The following is a 25,659-nucleotide window of genomic DNA, read 5'->3' on the forward strand; positions in this document are numbered from 1 at the left end:
ATTGATAACCCCACTCTTTCGTATTGGGATTATCGAAAGGTTGCGCTGGATAAAGCGATCCCACGACGCATTTCTAGCCGCTCCTGTTCGAAAGCAGGCATTAGCGCAGCTGCAACGAATTGGCGCTTTGTCCGCATATCGGAAGTTGCAATGTTGGCAGCGGCAGAGCAGTTCAGAGATGGAATTCACGTTGATACGGATGCGAATCGGGCATTCTGCACCATGTGCTGTCATTGGCTGACCCTGCGCGCCGACTTTTCCTTGCCTACATCAGTTGCCAAAGAGGTTGTTCAGCAGGTTGTTGATCGCATTTTCGAACCCATTGCCCTGATTGCGGCGCTGACGCCTGGGCTGCTCTTGCCGGACGGGCGGATCGGGGGCCAGCATTGGCAGCGGTGTGGGCGTCATCCCCTCGGTCACGCGCACCATCGTCTCTTTCCAAATCTCCGCAGGTAGCCCGCCGCCGGTCACGCCGGACAGGGGGGTGTTGTCGTCATAACCCATCCAGACTCCGGTCACATAATCGGCCGTGAACCCGATGAACCAGGCATCCCGCGCTGCCTGCGTGGTGCCGGTCTTACCTGCCACCTGCCAGCCGGGCAGTTTCGCGCGCCCGCCCGTGCCTTCGGACACGACACGTTCCATCATCCAGGTCAGTTGCTTGGCTGCCTTATCGTTGATCACCCGCTCACCGATGCCGGTGCTCGTCGCCATCAGAGGAGCGTCGTCTCCCAGCAGCTTCAGCTCGGTCAACCCATAGGGCTCAACCGCTGAGCCACCATTCAGGATACCGGCATAGGCCCCGGTCATCTCAATCAGAGTGCTTTCCGATGCGCCCAGCGCCAGCGCGGGTCCCTCGGCCAGATTGCTTTCAATGCCAAACTCACTGGCGACGGTACGGACATTTTCCAGACCGGCAACCTCGGCCACTTTCACGGCCGGGATGTTCAACGAGTTCTTGAGGGCATCAGCAAGCGTGACGCGACCATAATGCTTGTTGGTGTAGTTCTTGGGGCACCATTGCCCCGAACCGGCGATATTGATGCAATAGGGCTCGTCCATCACAGTATCCAGAGGCGAATAGCCCAGTTCCAACGCGGTGGCATAGACGAAGGGTTTGAAGGATGACCCTGTTTGCCTCAGCGCCTGTGTGGCCCGGTTGAAGGCGCCCGATACGCGGGTCTTGCGCCCGCCGACCATGGCGCGCACGGCCCCATCTGCGGACATCACCACAATCGCGGCCTGCGCCTTGGACCCTTCGCGGACCTTTTCCTTGAAGATATATTGCAATGCCTCTTCTGCGGATTTCTGCAGGCGCTGGTCCAGCGTGGTTCGGATCACCACATCATCGGTGGTGTCCGAGCCGAAAAAGCTGGGCAGTTCCGTGATGACCCAATCGGCAAAATACCCACCGGCGCGTGCAGCCGCAGCCGCAGACAGTTGCGCCGGGCTGCTGCGGGCACCGCTGGCCTGAGCAGTGGTCAGATAGCCCTGCGCCTCCATCAGCCCAATCACCAACTGCGCCCTATCCTGCGAGCGTTGCAGGTTATTTGTCGGCGCATACCGCGTCGGCGCCACCAGCAGACCTGCCAGCATCGCCGCCTGCGAGGGGCTGACCTCGGCGGCAGAAATCCCGAAATAGCGCTGGCTTGCCGCCTCAAAACCCCGCGCACCGGACCCGAGGAAGGCACGGTTCAGATAGATGGTCAGGATTTCATCCTTGGAGTATTTGACCTCCATCGCGATCGCATAGACAGCCTCTTTGCCCTTGCGCCACAGGGATCCCTGACGGCAATCAGCCTCATAGGCGGCCTCAGACTCCCACTCGCTAGGGACATATGGCACGCCCAGACACAACAGTTTGGCCGTCTGCTGGGTGATGGTCGATCCGCCATGACCAGACAAAGGCCCTCGGCCTTCGCGCAGGTTGATACGCACAGCGCTAGCGACACCCCGAGGACTGACGCCGAAATGGCGGTAGAATCGCTTGTCCTCGGTGGCGACCACTGCATTCTTCAGATACGGAGAAACCGTGTCCGCGGTGATTACCCCGCCGAACTGATCCCCACGCCAGGCAAAGACTTTGCCATCCCGATCCAACAACGTGACCGACCCGCGCGCGCGCCCGTCTAGCAAAGCATCGACATCAGGCAAAGAGGTATAGACAACCCCGACAGCCAGCGCCAGCAACAGAGCGGCCACAGCGCCCACGCGCCAGCTTACCCCCCAGATCAGGCGCCAGACCCAGCGAAACAACCGGCGAAAAAAGCCACCACCACCGCCGGATTTCCGGCGTGTCTTTCTCCGTGTGCTTTTGCGGGTTGTCGTTTTGCGCGCCGCAGCCTTTTTGCCTGCGGGTTTCGCAGTGCGTTTGGTCGCCGTGGGTTTTCGCCCCTTCGACGCGTATCTTTTGTCCGCCACAAGCGGTGCCTTGCGGCGCCTGGACTCAGTCATGCTCAAACTCTGCCCGGTTATCGTTTTGAGGCACCATACCCTGCTATACCGATGAAGTAGAGGTCTGAATTTCCGGAATACACCCTCTCTAACTCGCCTATAATTTAGTCGATATGCAGAATCTGTGCAAAAATTGTGCACTCACTCACCAATTCCTCCCGAATTTGACCACTGAACCGTTCCTTGCACAGCTTCGGCACGCTCTTTTTCTGCAGGTGCAAACACGCCGGACAGACCGGGGAAGCAGAGGGGAACAGCGTGAAACTGATTATTGCAACAATCAAACCGTTCAAGCTCGAGGAGGTGCGCGAGGCACTGACCGACGCGGGCATACGCGGCATGATGGTAACCGAGATCAAGGGCTTCGGCTCGCAATCGGGGCACACGGAAATCTATCGCGGCGCCGAATACGCGGTGAACTTTGTACCCAAGATCAAGCTTGAGATCGTGGTGCCCGCCACGATGGCCGACCAGATCGTAGAAACCATCACCAAATCCGCCAAGACCGGCAAGATCGGCGACGGCAAGATTTTCGTCCTCGACGTTGAGCAGGCCCTGCGCGTGCGGACCGGGGAAACGAACGAAGAGGCGCTTTAAGCGCCCCCACTCAACACTATTCGAGGACTGACAATGAACCTGATGAAATCTCTCATCCCTGCCGCCGCGATAGTCGCGCTGCCGCAGATTGGCCTAGCGCAGGAGGCCGCCACCGGCGAAGCCGCGCTGCACACACAATACATCTTCACAACGCTGCTGTTTCTGATGGCAGGGTTCCTGGTGTTCTTCATGGCCGCCGGCTTTGCCATGCTCGAAGGCGGGCTGGTGCGGTCGAAAAACGTGGCCATGCAGATGATCAAGAACGTGGCGCTGTTTTCCTTTGCCGCGATCATGTACTGGCTGATCGGCTTCAACCTGATGTACCCCGGCGACGGCTGGACCATCGCGGGGTGGGTTGGACCGTTCTTCAAAACCACAGTCCTGGATCCGGTGGGCGTGGGTGCTGACGCCGCGGCATTGGATTATGCTTCGGTTGGTTCGGACTTCTTCTTCCAGCTGGTGTTTGTGGCCGCAACTGCGTCGATCGTATCGGGTGCTGTAGCTGAACGTATCAAGCTGTGGCCCTTCCTGGTTTTCGTGATTGTTCTGACCGGCGTCATGTACCCGATCTCTGGCTCGTGGCAGTGGGGCGGTGGCTGGTTGTCCGAGGCTGGTTTCTCGGATTTTGCTGGCTCGACAATCGTGCATTCGGTTGGCGGCTGGGCGGCTCTGGCAGGTGCCCTGATCCTGGGTCCGCGGATTGGCAAGTACAAAGACGGCAAGGTTCATCCGATGCCCGGTTCGAACCTGGCGCTGGCCACTTTGGGGACATTCATCCTGTGGCTGGGATGGTTCGGCTTCAACGGCGGCTCGCAGCTGGCGATGGGAACCGTGGGTGACGTATCCGACGTGTCGCGCATCTTTGCTAACACCAACATGGCCGCAGCGGCAGGCGCAGTGGCAGCCCTGATCCTGACACAGCTGTTGTACAAAAAACCTGACCTGACCATGGTGCTGAACGGCGCGCTGGCCGGCCTGGTGTCGATCACTGCGGAACCGCTGGCCCCGACGCTGTTCGGCGCACTGTGGATCGGTGCCGTAGGCGGTATCATCGTGGTCTTTGCGGTTCCAATGCTGGACAAGTTCAAGATCGACGACGTTGTCGGTGCCATCCCGGTTCACCTGTTCGCCGGGATCTGGGGCACCATCGCCGTGATCTTTTACGGCGAAGCCAGCCTGGGTACGCAGCTGCTGGGTATCCTCGCCTACGGTCTGTTCACCTTTGTCGGCGCATTGATCCTGTGGTCGATCCTGAAGGCCACCGTCGGCATTCGAGTCAGCGAAGAGGATGAGATCAACGGCCTGGACATGGCGGAACTGGGCATGGAAGCGTACCCAGAGTTCTCCAAGGGCTGATATCCAACCCAATCCAACAAAAAACCCGGGCGGTGTCGCCCGGGTTTCTTTTTTTTCCGCAGATTTAAACTCCGACGTCGATAATCGCTTTGGCCAGAATCGGAACCGTGTTGGCATTCAGCCCGGCAATGTTCAGACGGCTGTCGCCGACCATGTAGATGCCGTGATCAGCGCGCAGTTGTTCCACCAGTTCCGGTGCCGCGCCCAAGCGCGAGAACATGCCGCGATGCTGGGCGACAAAGCCGAACCGGTCGGAGCCGCTGTGGCGTTGCAGCTCATCGGCCAGTTGCTGGCGCAGCCCCAGCATGGACAAGCGGATCTCCTCCAGCTCGGCCTCCCAGTCGGCCCGCAGGACGGGGTCGGTCAGGATCGTGGTGACCACGCGCGCGCCGTGGTCGGGCGGGAATGAATAGTTCTGGCGGTTCAGAAAGGCCAGCGTGCTCTGGTTCAACGCGGTCTGGCCCGCATCTGCACTGATTGCCATCAATAGGCCCGTGCGTTCACGGTAGACGCCGAAATTCTTGGAACACGACGCCGCGATCAGGCATTCCTTGACCGAAGAAGCAACAAGGCGGGTCGCCTGCGCATCCTCTTCCAGACCGTCGCCAAAACCCTGATAGGCAATGTCGATCATCGCCACGAGGCCAAGCTCGTTGATGATGTTCACCACTTCCTGCCACTGCACCAGGTTCAGGTTGGCCCCGGTCGGGTTGTGGCAACAGCCGTGCAACAACACCACGTCGCCCGACTTGGCGGTTTTCAGATCGGCAATCATGCCGTCGAAATCGACGCCACGAGTCTCGCCATCGAAATAGCGGTATGGAACCGCTTCCATCCCCAGATAATTCAGGATCGACAGATGGTTCGGCCAGGTCGGGTTCGAGACGAACACGCGGGCCGAAGGGTTGGCCATGCGGATCATCTCAAACGCTTGACGGCATGCGCCAGTGCCGCCAGGCGTAGCCACTGCGGCAATGTTGCCACGCGGCACCGATGTGCGCAGGATCAGGTCAATCATCGCATCCGCATAGGCCGGATCACCAGCCAGACCGGTATAGGCCTTGCTTTCCTGCTCTTCCAGAATGCGCTTTTCGGCGGCCTTGACCGCGCGCATCACTGGCGTGATGCCTTCGGCATTCTTGTAGACGCCAACACCCAGGTCGATCTTCTGATCGCGCGGGTCTTCGCGGTACATCTGCATCAGCGCTAGAATCTTGTCGGCAGGTTGCGGTTTGAGATGTTCAAACATCAGGTCTCTCCGGTTGCGACGGGCAGGGTCGGGAAGGCACCCCATTCAGCCCAGGAGCCGTCATAAAGCGAGTGGTCTTTCTTGCCCATGCGCTCGAGCGCAAGGCTGAGAATCGCGGCAGTCACACCCGACCCGCATGAGGTAATCGCCGGTTTCGACAGGTCGACGCCAGCGGCCTCGAAAATGGCGCGGCATTCCTCGGGCGATTTCATCGTGTGATTCTTGTTCAGCAAGGTGCCGAAGGGGACGTTTCGTGATCCGGGGATACGACCAGACCGCAGCCCTTCGCGCGGCTCGGGATCGGTACCTGCGAAGCGGCCGGCTGCGCGTGCGTCAATGATCTCGTGATCCCCCAGCTTGGCGGCGGCAGATACCTGCGTGACATCACGCACAAGATGGTTCTGAACCCGCACGGTCATGTGGCGGTCGCGGATAACAGGCGGCAGGTCTTCAACCTCTCGCCCCTCGGCCAGCCATTTCGGCAAGCCACCGTCCAGCACGGCAATGTTGTCCTGCCCCATCAGGCGGAACATCCACCAGACCCGCGCAGCCGAGGACAGCCCCGAGCCGTCATAGACCACCACCTGATGGCCATCCCCCACGCCCATCGCCCTCAGGCGCGACATGAATTTCTCGACCGGAGGCACCATATGCGGCAGGTCCGACCGATGATCGGCAATATCATCAATGTCAAAGAATCTCGCGCCGGGGATATGGGTCGCGTCATATTCCGCTTTGGCGTCGCGTCCGTGTTGCGGCAGATACCATGATCCGTCCAGAACCCGCAGGTCCGGATCCTTGAGATGGGCCGCAAGCCATTCGGTTGAAACGAGGGTTTTGGGATCGTCCTGCATCAATGCCTCCCCTATGCGCGCTTGGTTTGTCCCTATACGCGCGCGCATGTCTGTTCAAGGCTGGATGGCGGCCTGTACCGCTAACGGGCCCGCCTGAGGCGGAAAAACTGAGCGATCCCGATCAGACTGATCAAAATCCAGAAGGATTCGATCAGCATCGAGGCCAAATTGAAGTTCTCAAACAGCGAATAGACGATCAGAATCGACCCCAATAGGTTTACCACTGGAAAGGCCAGGTCGTCGGAATTCATCATCCGCATCTGCGTGGCGAAATACGCAGCGACCACGATCATCGCCCCGATTGAGCCGATTCCATCCGCGATGGTCAAAGTGTCAAGAAACGCAGTCATGATCAGCCCTTGCCGTTTTCAGGAAACTCGCTGTGTTGCCCATAATGGTGCATGTTCAAAAACGCAGCCCCCTGCGCGCCCGCACGATAGCCATGCGGTAGATCGGCGGCAAAACGCAGCCCCTGTCCAGCATTTAGCGGCACCCAGGCCTCACCACGCAGAATTTCAAGCGTACCGGAAAGGACAAAGACCTCTTCGGTCACGCCCGCCGCATGCGCGGGCGACTCGTGGCATTGGTTTGGGGTCAGACTGACGTGAAAGGTTTCGGCCCCTAGCGCGGAATCAAACGGAAAGACGATCTTGACCTCGATGCTGCCCGGAAAAGTCACGGTCTGAAAAACAGAGGGGTCCCCATTCGCGGTTTCAATCAGCGCGCTCAGCGGCAGTTGGAACCCCTTGGCGATCTTCCACAAAGTGGCGATGGTTGGGCTGGATTCGCCACGCTCGATCTGCCCCAGCATGGCTTTGCTGACGCCTGTCATCTCGGCGACTTTGGACAGGCTCAGCCCGGATGCCGCCCGCATGTCCCGTAATTTCAGCGTGATCTCGTCCGGTGCCATGATGCTGTCTTTCGAATCCTCTTGTGCGTTATAGCGCACATGTGGTACGTGCGCTATAACGCACAAATCCCAAGACATGCAACCCGAGGCAAAAGGGAAACAGCATATGCCATTGTACCGATCCAGAACCTCAACCCATGGCCGCAACATGGCCGGTGCCCGCGGCCTGTGGCGCGCGACTGGCATGGGCGACGACGATTTCGGCAAGCCGATCATCGCCATCGTCAACTCGTTCACCCAGTTCGTACCGGGCCACGTGCACCTGAAGGATCTGGGTCAGATGGTCGCCCGCGAGGTCGAGGCGGCGGGTGGTGTTGCCAAGGAATTCAACACCATCGCCGTGGATGACGGTATCGCCATGGGCCATGACGGGATGTTGTATTCGCTGCCCTCGCGTGAGGTAATCGCGGATTCTGTTGAATATATGGTCAACGCGCACTGTGCTGATGCGATGGTCTGCATCTCGAACTGTGACAAGATCACGCCCGGCATGCTGATGGCCGCGATGCGCCTGAACATCCCCGCCATTTTCGTCTCGGGTGGGCCAATGGAGGCGGGCAAGATCGACATCGCCGATCTGGACGCCAAAAAGATCGACCTCGTGGACGCTATGGTGGCCGCCGCTGACGACAAGTTCACCGATGAGCAGGTTCAGCATATCGAGGAAAACGCCTGCCCGACTTGCGGGTCGTGCTCGGGCATGTTCACCGCCAACTCGATGAACTGTCTGGCCGAGGCGCTGGGTCTGGCGCTGCCGGGCAACGGCTCGACTCTGGCCACACATGCGGACCGCAAAGAGCTGTTCCTTGAAGCCGGTCGCCGGATCGTCGAGATCACCAAACGGCACTATGATCTGGACGAGAAAGGCTTCCTCCCGCGCGAAATCGCCACGTTCGATGCGTTCGAAAACGCAATGAGCCTGGATATCGCCATGGGCGGATCGACCAACACGGTGCTGCATCTGCTGGCCATCGCGCATGAGGGCGAGGTGGATTTCACCATGACCGACATGGACCGTCTCAGCCGTCAGGTGCCCTGCCTATGCAAAGTCGCACCCAATACCGAAAATGTGCATATGGAAGACGTCCACCGCGCCGGTGGCATCTTCTCAATTCTCGGGGAACTCAGCCGCGCCGGGCTGCTGCACGAGGATTGCAGCACGGTCCATTCCGGCACGATGGGTGAGGCGATTGCCAATTGGGACATCAAGGTGGCCAACAACCCCAAGGCGCAAGACTTGTTCAAGGCCGCGCCGGGCGGTGTGCGCACCACGCAGGCCTTCAGCCAGTCAAACCGGTACAAAGAGCTGGACACCGACCGCGAAGGCGGCGTGATCCGGTCGAAAGAACATGCGTTCAGCCAGGATGGCGGTCTGGCGGTTCTGTTCGGCAATATTGCCCGCGACGGCTGTATCGTGAAAACAGCCGGTGTCGATCCGGCCAGCCTGACCTTCACCGGGTCGGCCTATGTCTGCGAAAGCCAGGATCAGGCGGTGAACGACATTCTGACCAGCAAGGTCAAAGAGGGCGACGTGGTGGTCATCCGCTATGAAGGCCCGCGCGGCGGTCCGGGGATGCAGGAAATGCTGTACCCGACGTCTTACCTGAAATCCAAAGGTCTGGGAAAAGCCTGTGCTTTGCTGACGGATGGACGGTTCTCGGGTGGAACCTCCGGCCTGTCGATCGGCCACGTCTCACCCGAAGCAGCCGAAGGCGGTGTGATCGGGTTGGTGCGTCAGGGTGACCGGATCGAAATCGACATCCCGAACCGCTCGATCCATCTGGCAGTCTCAGATGAAGTGCTTGCCGAACGACGCCAGGAGCAGGATGCAAAAGGCTGGATACCGGCAGCGCCCCGCAAGCGCAAAGTCTCAACCGCGCTCAAAGCCTATGCCAAACTGACAACAAGCGCGGCAAAAGGGGCCGTGCGGGAGGTCTAAGACATAAGGGCCGGACACCAAATCAAGTGATCCGGCCCAATCAATTCCCAAAGCGCTCCCGCGCCTTCTGGCGCTATCGGCTTCGGTCTTGGGCCTGGGGCGGCGCATAGCGCGGCGCCAGGCCCAACCAGAGGAGATGTTTCGCAAGATACATTGCCGATGGGCGGAGAAGGTGATTTCCAGCTCAATCCCCAAGCTTGGCGTGGACTTCATCCAGATCAATCTCGGCGATCGGCATCTTGTTGGCCGGATCTTCAAAATCGTATTTGAATAGATCGAAATCCTGTTTGTAGATCTCGTAGACAAGATGCATCGACAGGTCGTCGAAATAGTCCTCGACAGGATGCTTTCGTTTGGGTCCGTGGCCTTCGGATTCGTTGAACCGCGGGATTTCGGACAGGGCCACCTTGTGTGGCGTTTCCAAGTTGCTCAGAACACCTTGCATCCCATCGTTGAACTTCTCGGTCCAGAAGATGCGATCATATCGTCCGCCATTTGCAATAAAGGTCGACACATGGCCAGACATGGCGGACCAGTGGATATCCGGATCCATGGGCCGGCGCCACCTGATCGTGTCACGAGCAAATAACAGGAATCTGCGGAAACTGGCGACCTGGTCAAAATCACCCTGACCGTCCTCTCCGCCAACCTCGATGCCGTAATTGTAGATCAGCGTCGGCACCAGATTGCCGCGATACCGTTTGCCGTTGCGCTGAATTCCACAGATCTTATCAAAAAACGAACTGAGAATTCGCGTGTACGGGTTCCGCACGCAGGTGAAAGAAAAGGAGTTATGATTTCGGACATTTGTCGAAATCGGCTCCTGGCTGGGACCGAACGCCCATTTATGCATCCCGTCCTTGGCATCGTGGATATCGCCGTCAAAAAACCGGCCATGATCCGAAAAATACATGATTTGCCCGATGGTTGAGCATGCACATTTCGGGACAACACGGTAAACCATGCTCTCGCTCTCGGTCATCCATGTACCGGGAAAACCCATTTTCTGCGCCTCCTCAACAGGTCGTAACTCACTATTCGCGCCTGCTTTTGTATCTACAGAACCAAAAATAATCTGTTTATTCAATCGCTCATCATCAGTATCACAGAGGGAACCGGGCAGAAACGGATAACAAAGAACTGAAATGGCAAAAATTGCCTACATTTTGTTGTGCCACAAGGACCCTGACGCAATCATTGCGCAGGCCGAGCAGCTAACCGCCGCTGGCGATTGCATGGCCATACATTTTGACGCCCGCGCAAGTCGCGAGGCCTATGCACGCATTCAGGGCGCTCTTCAGGCCAATTCGAATGTCACTTTTGCAACCAAACGCATCAAATGCGGTTGGGGCGAGTGGTCTTTGGTACAGGCCACATTGAACGCAGTGCAAGCCGCCCTCGAGGCCTTTCCCCGCGCGACGCATTTCTACATGCTGTCAGGGGATTGTATGGCGATCAAAACAGCGGAATACGCGCATCAGTTCCTGAACGACAACGACAGGGATTTTGTCGAAAGCCACGACTTTTTTGCCAGTAACTGGATCAAGACCGGCATGAAAGAAGACCGGCTGATCTATCGCCATTTCTTCAATGAACGCACCCAGAGCAGACGATTCTATACATCCTATGACGTACAGAAAAAACTTGGTCTGACCCGCGAGGTTCCGGCTGACATCCAGGTCATGATCGGCAGTCAGTGGTGGTGTCTGCGCCGTCATACTGTTGAAATGATCTTTGAATTCCTGGCCCAGCGCCCGGACGTAATCCGCTTTTTCTCGACCACCTGGATACCGGATGAGACTTTCTTTCAAACGCTTGTCCGCCACCTTGTTCCCCGTGAAGAGATCGACAATCGAACGCTCACATTCCTGATGTTCTCGGACTACGGAATGCCCGTGACATTCTATAACGACCATTACGACATGCTGTTAGGGCAGGATTTTCTGTTCGCCCGCAAAATCAGCCCCGAGGCACATGAGCTGAAGGACCGGTTGGGCCAGCTCTATTCTGCGGATGGGGTGGATTTTCACATCTCGGATGAAGGCCGCAATCTCCATAGTTTCTTAACCGCAAGAGGGCGCGTCGGACGCCGCCACAAGCAAAGGTTCTGGGAGGCCGGAAATACGCTGGGACCGGACCGCGATGTTTTCCTGATCGTATGCAAGAAATGGCATGTGGCCAAGCGTCTGGTCGATCAGATTAAATCCGAAACCGATATCCCTTGTGTCGAGTATCTGTTCAACGAACAGGATACGGCTCTGCCCGATCTGGGTGGCATCGAAACGACCTTGCTCAAACGGTCCCGCCACCGGCGTGCTCTTGTGCGGATGCTGTTTGACAGTTTCGAAACCGACCGGCTGGTTCTATGCATCGATCCCTCAGATATCGAAATCATTCAGGACTTCTGTGCAGATCAGGTCAAAACCCATGTGCTTGAAGTCGAGTGTGAATATTCCGACGATTACCTGATCGGCCACGCCCGCCGTGTGGGGTTGGCCGGTCAGGACAGCCCGACCGAAACCGTGGCACGGCTTGTCCCAACTTTGCACAACGCGATGGAATACGAATCCGAGTTGATCCGGGGCACCGCGCAGGATCGACATGCACGCCTGCGGGAAACCAGCGACCGGACAGAAAACGAAGACGCCATTGTCCGGTTTCTGAATGTTTCACAGGAACAGGCGCAGGCCATCATGCGATTGGATTATTTGTTTGCAGATTGATGAGCCGGCGGCAGCATCAGGTACCGCCGACAGCACGATCAGATGTCGAACTTGACGCCTTGCGCCAGCGGCAGCTCGGCTGAGTAGTTCACGGTGTTGGTCTGACGGCGCATATAGGCCTTCCACGCATCCGAGCCGCTTTCACGCCCGCCACCGGTTTCCTTCTCGCCACCAAATGCGCCACCGATCTCGGCCCCCGATGGCCCGATATTGACATTGGCAATGCCACAATCCGATCCCGCTGCGGTCAGGAATTGCTCGGCCTCGCGCATGTTCAGAGTGAATACGCAAGACGACAGACCTTGCGGTACGTCATTTTGCAATTCGATGGCTTCGTCGAACGCGTCGTACCCCATGACATAGAGGATCGGCGCAAAGGTTTCGGTCTTTACGGTTGCTGTCTGGCCAGGCATCTCGACAATCGCGGGCTGCATATAGACACCGGCGGGGACGTTTTCGGTCACGCGGTCGCCACCAAAGACTGCGCCGCCTTCGGCCTTTGCAGCGTCCAGCGCAGCGGTCATGGCCGCGCCCGAGGCTTCGTCCACCAGCGGACCGATCAAAGTGCCTTCGATCAGCGGATTGCCGATGGGCAGACCGGCATAGGCTTTTTTCAACCGGCTCACCAGCTCCTCGCGGATCGAGTTGTGAACGATCAGACGGCGCAGCGTGGTGCAGCGTTGACCGGCTGTGCCGACAGCAGAAAAGACAATCGCACGCACGGCCATTTCCAGATCGGCCGAAGGGCCCACGATCATCGCGTTATTGCCGCCAAGCTCGAGAATGCATTTCCCGAACCGCTGCGCCACGATGGGGGCTACGGCACGGCCCATCCGTGTGGACCCGGTCGCCGAAATGACCGGCACGTCCTCGCTGGCCACCAGCGCCTCGCCCAGCGCGGCACCTCCGATCAGGGTCTGCAGCAGGTGGTCGGGCGCATCGCCAAATCGGGCCAGTGCACGTTCAAAGATCTTCTGGCAGGCCATCGCGGTCAAAGGCGTCTTTTCAGACGGCTTCCAGATCACCGGATCACCGCAGACCAGCGCCAGCGCGGCATTCCACGACCAGACCGCCACCGGGAAGTTGAAGGCCGAGATCACGCCCACCGGCCCTGCCGGGTGCCACGTTTCCATCATCCGGTGGCCCGGGCGCTCAGATGCGATGGTCAAACCATAAAGCTGGCGCGACAGGCCGACGGCGAAATCGCAGATGTCGATCATCTCCTGCACTTCACCCAGACCTTCCGAGGTGATCTTACCAGCTTCCCAGCTGACCAGCGCACCCAGATCGTCTTTGGCGGCGCGCAATTCCTCGCCCAGCAGGCGGATCAGTTCGCCCCGGCGTGGGGCTGGAACCGTGCGCCACGCCTTGAATGCCGTCTTGGCATTGGCAAACACCGTGCCCATCCCTGACGCAGGCGTTTCATGTACCTCGGCCAGAATGCCGCCATCAATGGGCGAGCGTACAGCCAGCGTGCCGCCCATCAGCTCAGCGGCTGTCAGGTCCAGATTTGCAAGGGTTGTTTGGGCTGTCATAGCGATGTCTTTCATATCTCAGGCCGCCTTGTTCTGTTTGGTTATGTCCCCGGTGCGATAAAGCTGACCGAATTCGGTGTTCAGGAAATCAGACAGGTTCACCTGCTCTTGCCGCACGAACCCTTTGCCGGGCAAAGCACCCGTTCGCATCAGATCAACCACACCCAGAACACCGGCAGCAGTGGTGACCTGAATGGCGCTCCAGACCTGACCATTGAGGGTACGGGCATAAGATTTGTTGATCAGGGATTTCTCGCGCAGAGCCCCATCGATCTTGCCTTTTGCAGTGCAAAAAACCAGAACCACATCCTGATCGGTTCGCGGTAGCGCGGTCTCGAAGATTTCCTTCATCAGGTCGCGACGACGTTCCAATCCAAGATCATTCAGCAGCAAACGCAGAATATCACGGTGTCCCGGGTAGCGGATCGATCGGTACGACACGTCCCGCGCCTTTCCGTCCAGGGTTTCTGGCAACGTGCCCAACCCGCCCGAGGTATTGAAGCATTCATATTCCACCCCGTCATGACCCAAACGCTCGTAATCCTCCAGCGGTGCGGTCTTGACTCGTTCGCCATTCACGATGGCATCGCACGGGTTGCAATATTCGTTGATCAGCCCGTCGGTGGACCATGTCAGATTGTATTTCAGCGCGTTGGTCGGATAGAGCGGCAACGCCCCGACCCGCATATGCAGGCTGTCCAGCGTATCGAACTCGGCAGCCAAGGCCGCGCCGGCGATGCCGACAAAACCCGGTGCCAACCCGCATTGCGGCATAAACGCCGTCTCGCTGTCGGCGGCCAACTCGCGCACTGCGTTGGTGGCGGCAACATCTTCGGTCAGGTCAAAATAATGCGCGCCGGCCGATTTGGCGGCTTTGGCAATCCGTGGGGTCAGGAAAAACGGAGCCGCCGAGATAACCGCATCGAAACCGTTCAGACCCTCAGCCAGCTGCGTTTCATCGCTGACATCAATCTGGCGGGTCGAAACTCCCTGCCGATTCAGCACGGACAACGCCGCCAGATCGCGGTCGGCAACCGTGACAGAATAGTTGGATGAAGATTGCAGCAAAGTCGCGATCATCTGACCGATCTTGCCTGCTCCGATGACACAGATATTCCAGCTCAAAACGCGCCTCCTCTTTCGTTTCAGAAAGTATGAAGGCACAGTTGTTCAATCTGCAGAGGCAATCTTGACGAAAACGTCAAAACTATCGCCATATTGACGGACCTTCCGTCATACCGCCAATACTGGAATCGTCACTGCCTCAGGATTCGGCGTCCAACCCCTCGGTCGACAGGTCATCAAGCCTGGGCATCAGGCGCAACAATTCGCGGGCATAATCCGTCTGGGGGTTGGCGAATAAGTTATTGGTTTCCTGCAACTCGACAATTTGGCCCTGTTTCATCACTGCCACTCGGTCGCACATCTGACGTACCACCGGCAGGTCATGACTGATGAACAGCAGGGTCAGGCCCAGATGTTCCTGCAGGTCCTTCAAGATGTTCAGAATCTGCGCCTGAATGGACACGTCCAGCGCGCTGGTTGGCTCGTCACAAATCAGGAATCGCGGTTGCGTGGCCAGCGCACGTGCAATCGAGATACGTTGCCGCTGTCCGCCCGAGAATTCATGCGGGTATTTCTGCCCGGCCTCATGGCCGAGTCCCACCTGATCCAACAACTCATCGACGCGGCGTTTGATATCTGCACCTTCCATCAACCTGTGATGGCGGATCGGCTCGGCCACGATCTCATCCACCCGCATACGGGGATTGAGCGAGGAATACGGGTCCTGAAAGATCATCTGGATGTTCTTGCGATAGGCATCCAGCGCGGTCCGATTGGTCAGATCGCTCACCACCTGCCCGTCGAATGTAATCGTGCCGCCATCCACAGGGTACAACCCTGCAATCATCCGTGCGACAGTCGACTTGCCCGAGCCGGATTCACCCACAACGCCAAACACCTCGCCTGCGCGGATGTCGAAACTTACCTCGTCAACGGCGGTGAAATAGGTGCGGTCCCAGGGCAACAGGCCTTTGCGTTGCAGGAACTTCTTGGTCAGGTTGCGGATTTCGAACACCGGTTTGCTGGTGTCATTATCCACCTTGGGCCAGTGGCGGGCCATGTCTTCGATGGCAAAGCGTGTCTCGCGTCCACCATAGCTGATCTGGGGAAAGCGATGCAGTTTCAGGGTCGGGCGCGGCACGGCAGCGATCAGCGATTTGGTGTATTCATGGGTGGGCTGCCCCATCACCTGCGCGGTCGGGCCGGTTTCGACAACCTTGCCCGCATACATCACCGTCACCTTGTCCGTCGTGTCCGCGATCACACCCATGTCGTGGGTGATCAGGATGACGCCCACCTGACGTTCCCGCGCCAGTTCTTTGATCAGGTCCAGAATCTGCGCCTGAACCGAGACGTCCAGCGCCGTGGTCGGCTCATCCGCGATGATCACATCCGGTTCGGTACACAAGGCAAGCGCGATGACCACACGCTGCCGCATCCCGCCCGAGAACTGGTGCGGATACTGGTCCAGCCGCGTGTCCGGATCAGGAATGCCAACCCGGTCAATCAGATCGCGCGCGCGTTGGTTCGCCTCGGCATCCGTGCCGCCCAGATGGGCCTGAATGGTCTCGGTCAGTTGTTCGCGCACGGTGAACAGCGGGTTCAGCGAGGTCAGCGGGTCCTGAAAGATCATCGAGATCTTTTTGCCGCGCAACCCCCGCATCGCCTCGGCATCCAGGCCACTGATCTGGTCACCGCTCAGCTGGATCGTGCCGCTGGCAATACGGCCGGGGCGATCCAACAATCCCATGATGGCCGCGCCAATGGTGGATTTACCGGCCCCGGATTCGCCAACCAAGCCGTGGATTTCTCCGGGTTCAACCGACAGGTCCACATGGTCCACGGCTGTGAACAATTTGCGGCGGGTGGGGAATTCGACCGTCAGGTCATTGATCGTCAGAAGGCTCATGAAATCACCGCAGCTTGGGGTTCAGCGCATCGCGCAGCCAGTCGCCCAGCAGGTTCACAGACAGGGCCAGCGCCAACAGGGTGCAGGCCGGGAAGAACAAGATCCACCACTCACCCGAGAACAGGAAGCCCTGCCCGATGCGGATCAGCGTGCCCAATGACGGCTGGGTTGGTGGTGCCCCTACGCCGAGGAAGCTCAGCGTGGCTTCGGCAATGATCGCCAGCGCCAGTGAGATCGTGGCGATGACCAGAACCGGGCTGAGTACATTGGGCAGGATGTGGCGGAACATAATCGGGAAAGAACCGCGCCCGATCAGGCGGGCGGCCTGCACATATTCCTTGTTCTTTTCCACCAACGCAGCACCGCGGACGACCCGGGCAAACTGCACCCAGTCGGACAGGGCAATGGCGATGATCAGTACATAGATCGCCATCTCGTCACGATATTCGGGTGGGGTCACGCCTTTGGCGATGCCAAAGATCAGCATAGCGACCAGAATGGCCGGAAAGGTCAGCTGCACATCTGCGACCCGCATGATCAGCGTCTCGACCCAGCCGCCGAAATAGGCCGCGACCAGCCCCAGAACAACTCCGATGATCAGCGCCAGCAGCACCGCCGCAGCGCCGACAAACAGGGATATGCGCATCCCATAGAGGATGGTCGAGAACACATCGCGCCCCTGATCGTCGGTGCCCAGCAGGAACGTGTCCTGCGTAAAGGCATTCGGCGTGCCCGGCGGTGTAAATCCGTTCATCAGGTTCAGCGTTGCCGGATCAAACGGGTTATGTGGCGCAATCAGCGGGGCCAGTATTGCCGCCAGCACCAGCAGGACCACAACAAATGAGGCAACCATCGCCACGGGTGAATGCCGGAAGGACCATGCGAAATCGCTGTCCCAGAATTGGGCCAGCCGTGATTTGGGCACTTGTCTCGAGGTTTCAGAAGTATCGGTCATGTGGCCCTCGCGTCGACACGCAGGCGCGGGTCAATGGCATAGTACAAAAGATCGACGATCAGATTGATCGACACGAACATGACCGAGATCAGCATCAGATAGGCGGCCATAACAGGGATATCGACAAACTGGATCGCATTTATGAACAGCAGGCCCACACCGGGCCACTGAAACACCGTCTCGGTGATGATGGCAAAGGCGATGATCGAGCCCAGCTGCAACCCGGTGATGGTGATCACCGGCACCAGCGTATTTTTCAGCGCGTGGCGAAAATTGATCACCCGGTCCGACAGCCCACGCGCACGTGCAAAACGGACATAGTCGGCACGCAGGACCTCAAGCATTTCCGACCGCACCAGCCGCATGATCAGCGTCATCTGATACAGGCCCAGCGTGATCGCCGGCAGGATCAGCGCCTTGAGCCCCGAGGTCGTCAGGAACCCCGTGGACCAGCCGCCAATCATAACGGTCTCGCCCCTCCCAAAGCTGGGTAAAAGATCCAACTCGACCGAGAATATATAGATCAGCAATATCCCGATCAGGAAGGTCGGCAAGGAAACCCCAATCAGCGACACGGTCATGATGATATTCGCCGCCACCCCCTGTCGTCGGATCGCTGTGAAAACGCCCAGCGCGATGCCAAGGGTGATGGCCAGAAAGCCCGACACAAAGGCCAGCTCCAATGTCGCGGGGGCGCGTTCGGCTATGATGGTCGAAACCGGTCGGCCTTGCCGGTAGGACACGCCAAAATTGCCCTGCACCGCGCCTTGCAGGAACTTGAAATATTGCACCGGAAACGGCTGATCCAGACCAAGATCGGACCGCAGCCGGTCGATATCGGCCTGCGTACGTTCCTGCCCCAGCATGTTGTCGATCGGATCACCGACAAAGCGGAACATCGAAAAGGCAACCAGACCCACGATCAGCAGCACGATCACGGATTGGAACATCCTTTGGACAATATAAGCGAACATTCGTTTTCCTCGTTGATCGGACTGTCTATGCAGGCCCGGGCGGGGTGGTCAAGATACCGCTAACGCAAGCTAGCGTTTTCTGGCCCCGCCCCGGTTTCAGTTCACCGTTACCCAGCGCAGCAGAAAGAAGTTGTCCGGGCGCTGCGTCAGTTCGACATTGCTGCGTGTGCCCCAGACCAGAGGTTGCACATACATCGGCACATAGACCTGTTCGTCCTGAATGATCTGCGTGACCTCATCCAGCATCGCCTGCCGTTTGCCCGCATCCAACTCGGACTGGATCATCGGCAGCAGCTCATCCACCCGCGCGTTCGAAAATCCGCCGAAATTCCAGCTGCCCAGCTTTTTCTCTTCGTTTGGAGTGGCCACAAGGAAGCGCACGGGGTGTTCGGCATCAAATGTACCGGGGCTCCAGCCCAGCAGGTACATATCGTATTTGCCTTCCCGGAGTTCCGGCCAGTAGTTACGGACCGGCATGGCATCCAGTTCCGCAGTGATCCCGATCTGGGCCAGCATGCTGACAACCGCCTGGCAAACGGCCTCATCATTCAGATAGCGGTCATTGGGGCATTTCAGCCCGAACGAAAACCCATCTGCATATCCGGCCTCGGTCAGCAGGGCCCTGGCGGCATCGACATCAAAGGCGGGACGGTCTGCATTCGCCTCGGAATAACCACTCATCGCCGGGCTGACCAGTTGCGAGGCCGCTTCGGCATTCCCCCGCATGATAGTCGCAAGAATGGCATCCACATTGACCGCCTGTGCCACTGCCTTGCGGACGCGCGGGTCACGGAACGGGTTCGGTTTGCCCGCATCGTCGGTGTATTTAAGCACCTCGGCCTGATGATCGAACCCCAACATGATGACCCGTGCCTCGATCCCCTGAATGACGTCGACATCCCCGTTTTCCTTCAGGCGCGCCACGTCCTGAATCGGCACCGGGTTGATCATGTCCACATCGCCTGACAACAAGGCTGCAACCGCTGTCGCCGGGTTTTGGATCGGAGTGAACTCAGCACTTGTGATGTTGTGGTCGGCCTGATCCCACCAGCCGTCAAAGGGCTCAAGAACCGTGCGCAGGCCGGGCTCTCGTGCCGCAAGTTTGAAGGCGCCTGTGCCGTTGGCGTTCAGGGTGGCGTAATTCCCGACCTCTTTGTCGGGCACCGCTGCGTCATTGGCCTCGGCCCAGCCCTGATCCATGATCATCCAGTTGGCGATTGAGGATGGGAATAACGGGTTCGGCGCAGTCGTCATGAAATCGACCGTATAGTCGTCGACCACGATCACCTCGCTGATGGGCGCGAACCAGCTGCGGGTGTCTGACGCCTCGCCCGAGGCGCGCTGATAGCTGAATAGAACGTCCTGCGCATCAAAGCTGCTGCCGTCATGGAAGGTCACACCCTCACGCAGGTTAAAGCGCCAACCTTCACCGTCGCCAATCGTCTCCCAGCTGACGGCCAGCGCGGGTTGAACGCTCATGTCCTTGTCGCGACGCACGAGGCCCTCATAGACATTGTTCAGAAACCCCAGAACCGGGGCCGAGTTGACCGCGTGCGGGTCCATCGTCTGCGGGTCAGTGGTCGAGGCCCATTTGAATTCGGCGGCCTGAACGCTGGTGGTGGCCAGCAAGGCCAATGCAATGGCGCTGTTCCTGAGGGTCATGGCGAAATCTCCCTTTGTTGCCCCGCAATGCGGTGTTGCGCTTAACAATAGCGCAAAAGGCAGGGCGCGATACCGCGCCCTGCCAAATCACTGATCTGAATGGCTTAGTTCAGAGTGAAGTATTTGACCTTGGGTTGATCTTCGGCATCCACTTCGATGCCCACACCGTCGGCCATGCCCCAGTTCAGAACCTGGTGATGAATGGGGATGTAAAGCGCTTCGTCCTGCACAACCCGCCAGATGTCGGCGATGTCGGCATTCCGAGCGTCAAGATCGGTATTCGAGGCAAGCGACTTGATCTTCCCGTCCAGCGCATCGTCCTGATAACCGGTGCCGTTCCACGTGCCGATGTCATCTTCGCGTCCATGAACAAGGAAGTTGAAGATGTATTCCGAGTCATATGTCGGCACACCCCAACCCAGCATGTAGAAATCTGTCTTGCCATCGGTGATCAGCGGGAAATGCTGTGCCTTTGGCTTGGCGTCCAGATTCACGGTCACGCCGATCTGGCCCAGCATCCCAACAGCCGCCTGACAGATAGCTTCATCGTTGATGTACCGATCATTCGGGCAGTCCAGCCGAAGCGAGAAGCCATCGCCATAACCTGCCTCTGCCATCAGTTCCTTGGCCTTGGCCAGATCGGTGGAGGATTCGCCGTCCATGTCAGCGGTCCAGCCATTCACGAAGGGAGGTGCGATCATGCCTGCAGGCTGCGACTGGCCGCGCATCACGACCTGCTTGATCGCATCACGGTTAATCGCCATCGACATCGCTTGACGCACCCGCACATCGGCCAGAGGGTTCTTGCCGTCCACGTTATCCGCCTCGATGTCGTCGGCACCCTGGTTCATACCAAAGAAGATCACCCGGTTCTGCGGGGCTTGCTTGACCATCAGACCGTCGACACTATTGACGCGTTCAATGTCCTGCACCGGCATATCCTGGAGGAAGTTCACCTCACCCGACAGCATCGCCGCAACGCGAGTCGCAGCGTTCTGGATCGGGGTATAGATGATCTCGGTCACTTCCATCGGGAACTGGTCGATGCCCCAATAGTTGTCGTTGCGCACCATCACCGTCTTGATGTCAGGCTCGCGGCTTTGAAGAACATAGGGACCCGTTCCGTTGGCATTGGTGGTGGCATAGGTGATTTCGCCACCTTCGAAATCCTGAACATTGACGGTGTCATTCGACTCGGCCCAGCCCTTGTCCAGAATGAACAGGTTTGTCAGGTTCGACGGCAGGATCGGGTTCGGACCATCTGTGACAATCTCGACGGTGAAATCGTCAACTGCACGCACTTCGACGATCGAGCCGATCAGCTCTTTCATGTCGGAATTAGGTTGCTTGGCACGGGTAAAGCTGAACACCACATCTTCGGCGTTGAAGTCCGCACCGTCATGGAATTTCACGCCTTCGCGCAGCTTGAAGACCCAAACATTCGGGTCATCGGCCTTGGGGCCCCACTCGGTCGCCAGCGCGGGCTCGAATGCACCGGTCACGTCGCGGATGATCAGAGGCTCGTAAATCTGGTGTCGCACGGTGTGCGTCGGACCCTCATTCTGCGAATGCGGATCCAGCGTCAGCGCATCACCGGCCCGCGCCCAGCGCAGCGTTTCCGCCGAAGCGCCCGCCGCCATCAGCGCCGTCGCACTTGCAGCGATCATCAGGTTTCTTAGAATCATTTGTAACTCCCCTTTTTGTTAACATCGCCCTTTGGACGACAGACCATTTTTACGGCCTTGGTGGTCCTGATCATCCAGATCATCGTTACAGTTGCAACACCTGATTGAGCATAAAAACGGCAGTTTGGCGGATGCCCCGACGCAAATCTGCCGTGCGCGCATGAACTTACGTGGCGGAAAGCTTACGCCAAGCTGTGACCGCTGACCGTCTTACAAGTACGGATTTCCGCAGTTTGCAAAACATGCCTTCCGGTTGAACATTCCGAGAATGAAGCCAAGTTTCGAGCCACTTGCGGTCAAAAAACTGGTCCTTGGACCTTGCCCGAATCTGCTGACCACGGCGGATCGCCATGCTGCAGGTACCCGTCGGCCTGATCTGGGGCAACTAGGACACCTTTGCGCCGGTACAGCAGGCCATGGACTTGCACATTCTTTGACCCGATGCCCAAATGGACACCTTGGCAGGGGTCAGGCACATACCCCGGATTGAGGCCCGCAGAAATTTCAAACTGCGCTTAAAATCATTCTTGATCAGATGTCCCAGTTAACTTCGGGAGAAATCGAAAGATGAAAACATTTACCAGAAGGGCGGCCTTGTTTGCCGGCGGAGGGTTGGCAGGATGGGTTGCGTCACGGTGGCTGGGACCGGACCTACCTGTCTATGAAGGCACAAGAAGGACATTTGCGGAAACCGGCGACAAAGTGATGAATGACGCCAGCGGACTGTCACCGACACCGATCCACAAACATCTGGTGCTCAGCGATGACCCCGGAGACACGCTGATCGCCGCCATCCGGCAAGAGCTTTCGGAGGCCAGATCAGAAGGACGCCCGGTCAACATTGGGGCCGCGCGGCATTCCATGGGTGGGCAAGCCATTCCCCGCAACGGCACAGCGATTACCTTTGACAATGGATCGGTTCAGATCGACGGTTCTGCCGGGACCTATCTGACCCATGCCGGAGCCCGCTGGTCACAGGTCATCTCAGCGCTTGATCCCGCAGGCTGGTCCCCCAAAGTCATGCAGTCAAATAATGATTTCGGTGTCGCCGCCACTTATTCGGTCAATGCACATGGCTGGCCGGTTCCCTTTGGGCCGATGGGGGCGACGGTCCGGTCGTTGCGCATGATCTTGCCCTCGGGTGAGTTGTTGACCTGTTCGCCCACCGAGAACGCCGAGCTGTTCAATCTGGCGATGGGCGGGTACGGGTTGATCGGCGTGATCGTGGACCTTGAGGTCGAGATGGTTCCAAATTCACGCCTGACGCCGGGTTTCGACATTCTGGAAGCAGGAGCGTTTGCCTCGGCCTTTCGTGCGGCGATTGACGACCCGGCGGTCACAATGGCCTATGGCCGCCTGAATGTTGAACGCGATGCGTTTTTCGAGAAAGCGCTATTGGTGACATATCGCGAAGGCTCGGACCAGTCGGACCTGCCACCAGCGTCCGGGTCGGGGTGGATGTCGCATGCGGCCAGCCGTCTGTACCGGGCTCAACTGGGCAGCGAGCCCTTCAAATCCTTCCGTTGGTGGAATGAAACACGGCTGGGCCCAGCGCTGAGTTCGGGTGAGGCGACGCGGAACACTTTGATCAACGAACCGGTTGTGACTCTGGACGACCGCGATCCGGACCGGACCGACATCCTGCACGAGTATTTCGTGGGGTTCGATGCATTCGACGATTTCTTATCAGTGTGTCGCGCGGTAATTCCGGCCTCGTATCAAGAGTTTCTGAACGTAACGCTGCGCTATGTCGCACAGGACGATCAGGCCGTTCTGTCCTATGCAAGCGAACCGCGGATCGCCGCTGTCATGTCGTTCAGCCAGGAGCTAACCGAACGCGGCGAAGCCGACATGGCGCGGATGACCCGGGCGCTGATCGACGGGATCGTGGCGATTGGCGGAACCTATTACCTGCCGTACAGGCCACATGCGACACTGGATCAACTGACTGCAGCCTACCCCAATGCGGAAGGGTTTGCGCAGGCAAAACGAGAGCTTGATCCGCAACTGGTTCTGCGGAACAACCTTTGGGACAGCTATCTGGGGCGTCTATGAGCAACCTTCAAAAACTCTGTCTGGTTTACTTTGTCGCGCTGATGATTGCGGCATCGCTGAACTATGTTCCTGGTCTGACGGATCAGGATGGTCTGGCCTTCGGCATTTTCGCACTGGATATCTATGACGATGCGCTGCACGTGGCCTCGGCCCTTTGGGCGCTGATTGCCGGGCTGTTGTCACACCGCGCGGCTCGCAGCTTTCTGATCCTGTTCGGGCTGGCTTATCTGGGGGACGGAGTGTTCGGGTTTTTCACCGGTTATGGCTATCTTGATCTGGGTATCTTTACAAACCCATCGGCCGGGCCGGAATTGTCCCTGCCCCGCCTGTTTGCCAACCTGCCGCATCTGGCGCTTGGCGGCGTTGCCGCCTGGGCCGGGCTGCGGGACCGGAGACACACCGCATGAGGTTCCTGCTGCGGTGGACCAAACGGCTGATTCTGGTGTTGATCCTTGTCGGGATCGCGCTGGCTGCTCCGATCCTTTATGTGGAAACAAGCTGTCGTGGCGCGGATCAGCCGCTGGCCTATGCCTCGCTGATCGACCCGGCACATCACCGGGCCGAAACCCGCACGCTGATGACCTATCCCGAATGGCACATTGTCCACGCCTACGAGGATTACGCCGAGGTTCTGCGCACTCAGGACCCCCATGATTACGGGTTCTGGAGCAGTATCACCGGGTTTTGGGGGTCGCTCTGCGATCTGAACCGGAACGCCTCGGCCTTGGGAGAGGTTGATGGGGCCACCAAACAGATGGTCTATGTGATCGGTGCCAGCTTTTCCGCCGAGCTGGCGCTGAAGGCTGCCTATGAGGAAACCCTCGGTCGGCTGGCCTCTGCCTTGCGGGGCCCACAGCGGGCACCTCTGGATGATTTGTCGGCACAGCAGGCCGCCGCATATGCCGCGTTCCTGCAACAGGTTCCCTGGTATAAATGGCCCTTCGCCGACGACGCCCAGAGCCTAAGCGACCAAAACAGCGGCACCCTGCGCGACAAGGAAAGAGAGATTGCGCTGGGTCTGGAATACGGTGCCAAACAGGCCTATGCGGGCGTGATCGAACAGGCGGTCGCGCAGGTCGGCGCGGATGAACTGACGCTGCGGATGATCGTCACCGGAGTCAGCGCGGACAGCCTGTCGGCCTATCCCGGTGTGAATGTTATCGCGGAAGGTCCGAACGGGACTGAGGTCGAAACACCGCGCTACCGGACCTTGACCAACCTTTTGGCCGATATGGCCGGCGCTGGGGTCGAGATTGTCGAGATCGCCGGCAATGACGACATTCTGTTCACCGCCCTGTCGGATCAACCAACCGCGCCGGATGCGATCTTTAGTGCCCAACGACAAGGGTTCGGGGACTATCGTCATCTGATACTGGTCAAGGTTCCGGACCTCTCTCAGCGTCTGCGCCAGATCCAGGGGGACAGCCTGACGCTTGAGCATATCCATGACTATTAGATCACTCCTGACAGCCATCCCCCTTATGGTGCTTGGATGGCTGTCGGTTCTGGTGGTCGTCGCGTTCATAACGGATGAGGCCCCGGCCTATGTCGTGGTCTTTCCCTCGCAAAGTCTGATGCAGAACCTGCCCGATGACGCGGCGGTCATCGGGTCATCCGGGATCAGCGTGACGGTCACATCAGAGAGCAGCGGGTTTGCCCAATCGCTTTACCGTCAAGGGGCACGGCTGGTCCTACCAGCGGGGCTGCCCGGATGCCTTCCGCTTCCGGCGCAGTAAC

General features: G+C 58.5%; 21 protein-coding genes. 8 read left to right on the top strand and 13 right to left on the bottom strand.

Translation table 11 applies throughout. The annotated features are described in order from the left end of the window. Positions 1-270 precede the first annotated feature (270 nt). Complete coding sequence (locus AC2FJ5_RS15395; protein ID WP_496793880.1) at positions 271-2,454, bottom strand: transglycosylase domain-containing protein; 2,184 nt, start codon at positions 2,452-2,454, stop codon at positions 271-273. Positions 2,455-2,712: 258 nt separating this feature from the next. Here AC2FJ5_RS15395 and AC2FJ5_RS15400 point away from each other — a divergent pair, with 258 nt between their 5' ends. After that, the gene (locus AC2FJ5_RS15400; RefSeq protein WP_142638403.1) at positions 2,713-3,051 is read left to right on the top strand and encodes a P-II family nitrogen regulator; all 339 of its coding nucleotides are present in this window, start codon (positions 2,713-2,715) and stop codon (positions 3,049-3,051) included. A gap of 33 nt (positions 3,052-3,084) precedes the next feature. Further along, the gene (locus tag AC2FJ5_RS15405; protein ID WP_281973849.1) at positions 3,085-4,407 is read left to right on the top strand and encodes an ammonium transporter; all 1,323 of its coding nucleotides are present in this window, start codon (positions 3,085-3,087) and stop codon (positions 4,405-4,407) included. 64 nt (positions 4,408-4,471) lie between these two features. Here AC2FJ5_RS15405 and AC2FJ5_RS15410 read toward each other — a convergent pair whose 3' ends face one another. The 4 genes from AC2FJ5_RS15410 to AC2FJ5_RS15425 all read right to left on the bottom strand — a co-directional run bounded on the left by AC2FJ5_RS15410 (position 4,472) and on the right by AC2FJ5_RS15425 (position 7,420). Beyond that, complete coding sequence (locus tag AC2FJ5_RS15410; protein WP_496709712.1) at positions 4,472-5,656, bottom strand: amino acid aminotransferase; 1,185 nt, start codon at positions 5,654-5,656, stop codon at positions 4,472-4,474. Then, the gene (gene sseA / locus AC2FJ5_RS15415) at positions 5,656-6,510 is read right to left on the bottom strand and encodes a 3-mercaptopyruvate sulfurtransferase (protein ID WP_496694075.1); all 855 of its coding nucleotides are present in this window, start codon (positions 6,508-6,510) and stop codon (positions 5,656-5,658) included. Before sseA ends, AC2FJ5_RS15410 begins: the two co-directional genes overlap by 1 nt. An 80-nt stretch (positions 6,511-6,590) precedes the next feature. Beyond that, positions 6,591-6,860 carry a CBU_0592 family membrane protein gene (locus AC2FJ5_RS15420; protein WP_142638410.1) on the bottom strand — a complete coding sequence of 90 codons (270 nt, stop codon included), beginning with the start codon at positions 6,858-6,860 and terminating at the stop codon, positions 6,591-6,593. 2 nt (positions 6,861-6,862) lie between these two features. Next, the gene (locus tag AC2FJ5_RS15425; RefSeq protein ID WP_142638464.1) at positions 6,863-7,420 is read right to left on the bottom strand and encodes a helix-turn-helix domain-containing protein; all 558 of its coding nucleotides are present in this window, start codon (positions 7,418-7,420) and stop codon (positions 6,863-6,865) included. A 106-nt stretch (positions 7,421-7,526) separates the two neighbouring features. On the opposite strand from AC2FJ5_RS15425, the gene ilvD reads away from it, so the two are divergent. Then, on the top strand, positions 7,527-9,359 hold the full coding sequence (gene ilvD, locus AC2FJ5_RS15430; protein ID WP_496703026.1) for a dihydroxy-acid dehydratase: 1,833 nt from the start codon (positions 7,527-7,529) through the stop codon (positions 9,357-9,359). Positions 9,360-9,543: 184 nt separating this feature from the next. Here the strand turns inward: ilvD and AC2FJ5_RS15435 are convergent, their stop codons facing one another. Next, positions 9,544-10,362, bottom strand: coding sequence for a sulfotransferase family protein (locus AC2FJ5_RS15435; RefSeq protein ID WP_282027281.1), 819 nt, complete (start codon positions 10,360-10,362; stop codon positions 9,544-9,546). A 142-nt stretch (positions 10,363-10,504) separates the two neighbouring features. Between AC2FJ5_RS15435 and AC2FJ5_RS15440 the strand changes: the two genes are divergently transcribed. Further along, positions 10,505-12,082 carry a DUF5928 domain-containing protein gene (locus tag AC2FJ5_RS15440; RefSeq protein ID WP_281973851.1) on the top strand — a complete coding sequence of 526 codons (1,578 nt, stop codon included), beginning with the start codon at positions 10,505-10,507 and terminating at the stop codon, positions 12,080-12,082. A 38-nt stretch (positions 12,083-12,120) separates the two neighbouring features. On the opposite strand, the gene amaB is transcribed toward AC2FJ5_RS15440, so the two are convergent. From amaB to AC2FJ5_RS15475, 7 genes are all read right to left on the bottom strand, one after another. Further along, positions 12,121-13,617: an L-piperidine-6-carboxylate dehydrogenase gene (amaB, locus tag AC2FJ5_RS15445; protein ID WP_496703792.1), complete on the bottom strand. Its 1,497-nt coding sequence runs from the start codon at positions 13,615-13,617 to the stop codon at positions 12,121-12,123. Between the two features lie 18 nt (positions 13,618-13,635). After that, on the bottom strand, positions 13,636-14,742 hold the full coding sequence (locus AC2FJ5_RS15450) for a saccharopine dehydrogenase family protein (RefSeq protein WP_496692672.1): 1,107 nt from the start codon (positions 14,740-14,742) through the stop codon (positions 13,636-13,638). Positions 14,743-14,881: 139 nt separating this feature from the next. Continuing rightward, on the bottom strand, positions 14,882-16,591 hold the full coding sequence (locus AC2FJ5_RS15455) for an ABC transporter ATP-binding protein (protein ID WP_271950949.1): 1,710 nt from the start codon (positions 16,589-16,591) through the stop codon (positions 14,882-14,884). 4 nt (positions 16,592-16,595) lie between these two features. Beyond that, on the bottom strand, positions 16,596-17,546 hold the full coding sequence (locus AC2FJ5_RS15460) for an ABC transporter permease (protein ID WP_271950952.1): 951 nt from the start codon (positions 17,544-17,546) through the stop codon (positions 16,596-16,598). Beyond that, positions 17,543-18,520: an ABC transporter permease gene (locus tag AC2FJ5_RS15465; protein ID WP_142638424.1), complete on the bottom strand. Its 978-nt coding sequence runs from the start codon at positions 18,518-18,520 to the stop codon at positions 17,543-17,545. Before AC2FJ5_RS15465 ends, AC2FJ5_RS15460 begins: the two co-directional genes overlap by 4 nt. Before the next feature lie 96 nt (positions 18,521-18,616). Beyond that, complete coding sequence (locus AC2FJ5_RS15470; protein ID WP_496703018.1) at positions 18,617-20,182, bottom strand: ABC transporter substrate-binding protein; 1,566 nt, start codon at positions 20,180-20,182, stop codon at positions 18,617-18,619. 104 nt (positions 20,183-20,286) lie between these two features. Further along, positions 20,287-21,867, bottom strand: coding sequence for an ABC transporter substrate-binding protein (locus AC2FJ5_RS15475; protein WP_496703794.1), 1,581 nt, complete (start codon positions 21,865-21,867; stop codon positions 20,287-20,289). 567 nt (positions 21,868-22,434) lie between these two features. Here AC2FJ5_RS15475 and AC2FJ5_RS15480 point away from each other — a divergent pair. From AC2FJ5_RS15480 to AC2FJ5_RS15495, 4 genes are read left to right on the top strand one after another with little or no spacing between them, the layout of a single operon-like run. After that, positions 22,435-23,922 carry an FAD-binding oxidoreductase gene (locus tag AC2FJ5_RS15480; protein WP_496793882.1) on the top strand — a complete coding sequence of 496 codons (1,488 nt, stop codon included), beginning with the start codon at positions 22,435-22,437 and terminating at the stop codon, positions 23,920-23,922. Continuing rightward, a complete protein-coding gene (locus AC2FJ5_RS15485; RefSeq protein WP_282022209.1) occupies positions 23,919-24,329 on the top strand; it encodes a DUF4383 domain-containing protein in 411 nt (136 codons plus the stop codon). The genes AC2FJ5_RS15480 and AC2FJ5_RS15485 overlap by 4 nt, the downstream gene beginning before the upstream one ends. Next, positions 24,326-25,378, top strand: a complete 1,053-nt coding sequence (locus tag AC2FJ5_RS15490; protein ID WP_496793884.1) for a hypothetical protein — start codon at positions 24,326-24,328, stop codon at positions 25,376-25,378. Before AC2FJ5_RS15485 ends, AC2FJ5_RS15490 begins: the two co-directional genes overlap by 4 nt. Continuing rightward, positions 25,368-25,658 (top strand): hypothetical protein, encoded by a 291-nt coding sequence (locus AC2FJ5_RS15495; protein WP_496787136.1) that lies wholly within the window; start codon positions 25,368-25,370, stop codon positions 25,656-25,658. Before AC2FJ5_RS15490 ends, AC2FJ5_RS15495 begins: the two co-directional genes overlap by 11 nt. Position 25,659 lies beyond the last annotated feature (1 nt).

This window comes from Ruegeria sp. CDSA221 (assembly GCF_059611825.1).

Coding starts and splice junctions, on each gene's coding strand:
- AC2FJ5_RS15490 (WP_496793884.1), top strand. CDS start 24,326: ATGAGGTTCCTGCTGCGGTGGACCAAACGGCTGATTCTGGTGTTGATC.
- AC2FJ5_RS15495 (WP_496787136.1), top strand. CDS start 25,368: ATGACTATTAGATCACTCCTGACAGCCATCCCCCTTATGGTGCTTGGA.
- AC2FJ5_RS15470 (WP_496703018.1), bottom strand. CDS start 20,182: ATGACCCTCAGGAACAGCGCCATTGCATTGGCCTTGCTGGCCACCACC.
- AC2FJ5_RS15410 (WP_496709712.1), bottom strand. CDS start 5,656: ATGTTTGAACATCTCAAACCGCAACCTGCCGACAAGATTCTAGCGCTG.
- AC2FJ5_RS15485 (WP_282022209.1), top strand. CDS start 23,919: ATGAGCAACCTTCAAAAACTCTGTCTGGTTTACTTTGTCGCGCTGATG.
- AC2FJ5_RS15395 (WP_496793880.1), bottom strand. CDS start 2,454: ATGACTGAGTCCAGGCGCCGCAAGGCACCGCTTGTGGCGGACAAAAGA.
- AC2FJ5_RS15420 (WP_142638410.1), bottom strand. CDS start 6,860: ATGACTGCGTTTCTTGACACTTTGACCATCGCGGATGGAATCGGCTCA.
- amaB (WP_496703792.1), bottom strand. CDS start 13,617: ATGACAGCCCAAACAACCCTTGCAAATCTGGACCTGACAGCCGCTGAG.
- AC2FJ5_RS15480 (WP_496793882.1), top strand. CDS start 22,435: ATGAAAACATTTACCAGAAGGGCGGCCTTGTTTGCCGGCGGAGGGTTG.
- ilvD (WP_496703026.1), top strand. CDS start 7,527: ATGCCATTGTACCGATCCAGAACCTCAACCCATGGCCGCAACATGGCC.
- AC2FJ5_RS15405 (WP_281973849.1), top strand. CDS start 3,085: ATGAACCTGATGAAATCTCTCATCCCTGCCGCCGCGATAGTCGCGCTG.
- AC2FJ5_RS15425 (WP_142638464.1), bottom strand. CDS start 7,420: ATGGCACCGGACGAGATCACGCTGAAATTACGGGACATGCGGGCGGCA.
- sseA (WP_496694075.1), bottom strand. CDS start 6,510: ATGCAGGACGATCCCAAAACCCTCGTTTCAACCGAATGGCTTGCGGCC.
- AC2FJ5_RS15435 (WP_282027281.1), bottom strand. CDS start 10,362: ATGGGTTTTCCCGGTACATGGATGACCGAGAGCGAGAGCATGGTTTAC.
- AC2FJ5_RS15455 (WP_271950949.1), bottom strand. CDS start 16,591: ATGAGCCTTCTGACGATCAATGACCTGACGGTCGAATTCCCCACCCGC.
- AC2FJ5_RS15465 (WP_142638424.1), bottom strand. CDS start 18,520: ATGTTCGCTTATATTGTCCAAAGGATGTTCCAATCCGTGATCGTGCTG.
- AC2FJ5_RS15460 (WP_271950952.1), bottom strand. CDS start 17,546: ATGACCGATACTTCTGAAACCTCGAGACAAGTGCCCAAATCACGGCTG.
- AC2FJ5_RS15440 (WP_281973851.1), top strand. CDS start 10,505: ATGGCAAAAATTGCCTACATTTTGTTGTGCCACAAGGACCCTGACGCA.
- AC2FJ5_RS15475 (WP_496703794.1), bottom strand. CDS start 21,867: ATGATTCTAAGAAACCTGATGATCGCTGCAAGTGCGACGGCGCTGATG.